Below are 3,475 nucleotides of genomic sequence, written 5' to 3'. Positions count from 1 at the left end.
ACACGCCGAAGGCCCGGTAGACCCGCAGCTGGGCGGCGGTGGCCGCGGTGAGCCCGCAGGCTCCGGCGGCCAGCTGCGCCGCCCACAGCTGGGGCGCCATCGTGGTCTTGGCGTGCGGGGCGAGCTGCACGCCGCGGTCGGCGCACCACTTGGCCATGGTCGTGACGTTGTGGTCCAGCGCGTCGGCGTCCAGCGTGAGGATCGGGCCGAGAAAGCCGTCCTGGAAGATGTTCAGGCCCGCCGCGGCGGCGTCGGCCACGGTGCTGCCCTCCAGGGCCACCGGCAAGCCCTTGAACCGCCAGTCGATCCGCTCCGCGCGAAGCGCCCGCACCGCGTCCTCGTCGATCCCGTCGAAGCTCATGCAGCTATGTTGCCAGCATTGGCAAATTCTGGCAATATCGTAGGCAAACTGACTTCAGGCGAAAGGTACGCAGATGACCGGAACACTCTCGCGCGCCGAAGTGGAGATCAGGCGGCTGGCCGGGAACATCGGCGCCGTCGTCACCGGGGTGGACGCGGGCGGCCCGCTGACCGACGAGACCATCGCCATGCTGCGCAACGCGATCCTCGACCACAAGGTGGTCTTCCTGCGCGGCCAGCGGCTGGACTACGACGGCCTGGTGGCGTTCGGTCGGCGGTTCGGCAGTCTCACCCTGGGGCACCCGATCTACGGCGGACCGGAGGGCAAGCCGTTGCTGCGCGAGGTGGACTCCCGCAGCGGCACCATCCGGGCCAACCACTGGCACACCGACTTCACCTACATGGAGGCGCCGCCGGCGTTCGCCTTCCTGAACAACAAGGTCTGCCCGCCGGTGGGTGGGGACACGATCTGGGCCAACACCGCGGTCGGATACGCCAACCTGCCGGCCGAGCTGCGCGACCTCGCCGACGCGCTGCGGGTGGTGCACTCCAACAACTCCGACTTCACCGACGACACCTACGACGGCGACCTGCACCAGAACTTCGTCGAGCACGTCTTCGAGACCGAGCATCCCGCGGTGCGGGTGCATCCGGAGACCGGGGAGCGTTCGCTGCTGCTCGGCGGGTTCGCCCGGCGGGTGGTGGGGATGAGCCCGCAGGCCGGCCGCGACCTGATCCGGGTTCTGCTGGAGTACGCCACCAAACCCGAGCACACCGTGCGCTGGCAGTGGCAGGTCGACGATCTGGCCATCTGGGACAACCGGTCCACCCTGCACTACGCGATCTACGACTACGGCGACGAGCACCGGCGCGGTGAGCGCGTGACGGTCACCGGGACCGCGCCGGTCGGCGTGGACGGCCGGCCGAGTGCGGTGCTGCGCGGCGACACCACGGCGTTCCGGACCGGGACCGCCGCCTGAGGGTCAACCCTTTCCCAAGGGGTGAGCCAATTTCCCCCAATGGTCCGACGATTCCTTGTGCAGGGGAACGGTTTGCCCGATGATGGTGGGACACGGGAGCGGCACAGGTCATGTGTGCCGCTCCCGTGTCATGACCCGGTGGTCCCTGCCACCACCGGGGGGCCACTGCCCGGGAGCCCCGACTCCCTCGGCGGGCAACGGGAGCTATTAAGCCACGGTTCGCACTGGCAGCCAATCCGCCATTGCGGTGAGATTCGCCGCACATGTCGACATCCGGTCAATTGATCGGGCAACTATCTCTTGCCAGCCTTGGCAATGAATGGCAAACTTGAGGCATACCCGGCAACCGAGGGAATCCTTCAATGAGATCATTCTGGTTGCTGACCGGGGCGACGGCGATCTCCAACGCCGGCAACACCTTCCTCTATCTGGCGGTGCCGTGGGCTCTGGTCAGCACGACGGGCTCCAGCCTGCTGGCCGTGCTCAGCCTGGCCGCGCAGACCCTGCCGTTCCTGGCCGCACCGTTTCTCGGCGCCGTCATCGACCGCCACGACCGCCGGTTCCTGTTCGCCGCGGCGGAGATCACCCAGGGCTGCTGCGTCGCGCTGATCCCGTTGCTGCTCGCGATGAACGCCATCGGCGCGGTGTTCGCCGTGCTGTTCGTGACCGGCCTGGCCAAGGTGATCACCGAGGTGGTCGGCAGCTACGCCCTGATCCCCGCGCTGGTACCGAAGGAGCGGCTGGACCGGGCCTGCGGCGCGTTCAACTCGATCCAACTGGTGGCCCGGTTCGCCGGGCCGGCGCTCGCCGGCCTCACCATCGCCGCGGTCGGCCCCGGCTGGGCACTGGCCATCGACGCGGCCACCTTCCTCTGCACCAGCCTGACCGCGCTGGTCCTCCCCCGGCTCCGGGCCGGCGGCCGCCGCCAGCCCCTCGGGGCGATGCTGCGCGAGGGCGCCCGCTTCTTCCGCGAGCGACCGAACCTGCGGCGGCTGACCCTGGCGCTCGCGCTGTACAACCTCGGCGCCGGCGGCCTCGAGCCCACGCTGCTTTCGTTGGGGGCCAACCACTGGAACTGGTCGGCGACCGCGCTCGGCGTCCTGGTGTCCGCCGGTGCGGTGGCCGCCGCGGCGGGCGCCTGGCTGAGCCGGGCGGTGCCCGGCCGGCACCGCCGGATCACCCTGTGGTTCGGGGTGATGGCGGCCGGTTCGCTCGGCCTGCTGTTCGGCGCGCCGGTCGCGGTCACGATCGGGTTCTGCGTGCTGAGCCTCGGCGAGGGCGGCGTGAACGCGGCGACCATGGCCTACCGCCAGCACGAGATCCCCACCGACCTGGCCGGGCGGGTCAACACCGTGATCCGGATGTTCGTCACCGGCGCCATCCCGGCCTCGGCGCTGCTGCTCGGTCTCACCGCGAACCTCGTCAGTTCGGGATGGCTGTTCCTCCCCGTCGCCCTGCCGGCGCTGCTGGGACTGGCCGTCTGGACGTCGCGCAGAAAGGAGGGTGCCGTGAAGAACGTGCTGCTGGTCAACTCCAACAGCCGGGCGCCGGCCCGGATGTTGCAGGACCGCAAGGACATCCGGCTCTCGGTCATCTCCATGCCGGGCCACCTCGACCACTACGACGAGGGCACCGACGTCGAGGTGGTCGACAGCATCCAGGACCTGACCCAGGTCCGGCTCGCGGCGCTGCGCATCCGCCGCCGCAACCCGTTCGACCACGTGGTGGCGCCGGCGGAATGGAGCCTGCAGGCCGGCGGCTACCTCCGCTCGCTGTTCGGTCTGCCCGGCCCGGACTACGCGGTGGTCAACGCGTTCTCCAACAAGCTCGTGATGAAGCAGCGGCTGCGCGCGGCGGGCCTGCCGGTGGCGAGGTTCCTTCTGGTCGACCAGTTCACCGACGCGATCGCCGCCGGGGCGGAGCTCGGCTGGCCGGTGTTCCTCAAGCGGACGCACGGCGGCGGGGCCACGGACATGTTCGTGCTGACCGATGCCGCCGAGGTCACCGCGCTCGCCGCCGACGAACGCACCGCCCGGTTGCGCGTCTCGCCGTACCCGATGCTGGCCGAGGAACTGCTCGACATCGAGGCGGAGTTCCACTGCGACGGGGTGGTCGCGGGCGGCGCGGTGCGGTTC

General features: G+C 70.2%; 2 protein-coding genes and 1 pseudogene. 2 read left to right on the top strand and 1 reads right to left on the bottom strand.

Going from position 1 to position 3,475, the window contains the following annotated elements; translation table 11 throughout:
- Nucleotides 1-361: pseudogene (locus VFO68_RS01840) on the bottom strand (amino acid deaminase); the annotation flags it as partial.
- Nucleotides 362-434: 73 nt separating this feature from the next.
- Between VFO68_RS01840 and VFO68_RS01835 the strand changes: the two are divergent.
- Together VFO68_RS01835 and VFO68_RS01830 are read left to right on the top strand one after the other, a co-directional pair.
- The gene (locus tag VFO68_RS01835; protein ID WP_325156351.1) at nt 435-1,340 is read left to right on the top strand and encodes a TauD/TfdA dioxygenase family protein; all 906 of its coding nucleotides are present in this window, start codon (nt 435-437) and stop codon (nt 1,338-1,340) included.
- 362 nt (nt 1,341-1,702) lie between these two features.
- Nucleotides 1,703-3,475 (top strand): MFS transporter (locus VFO68_RS01830; protein WP_325156350.1); only part of this gene is annotated, 1,773 nt, incomplete at its 3' end.

Source organism: Actinophytocola sp. (assembly GCF_035712165.1).
In the GTDB taxonomy this organism is placed as follows: Bacteria; Actinomycetota; Actinomycetes; order Mycobacteriales; family Pseudonocardiaceae; genus DASYTH01.
The sequence above is the reverse complement of the archived record's forward strand: the minus strand, read 5'-3'. Positions and strand labels throughout refer to the sequence as shown.

Excerpts from the sequence above, each read along its gene's own strand:
- VFO68_RS01835 (WP_325156351.1), top strand. The coding sequence starts at position 435 with ATGACCGGAACACTCTCGCGCGCCGAAGTGGAGATCAGGCGGCTGGCC.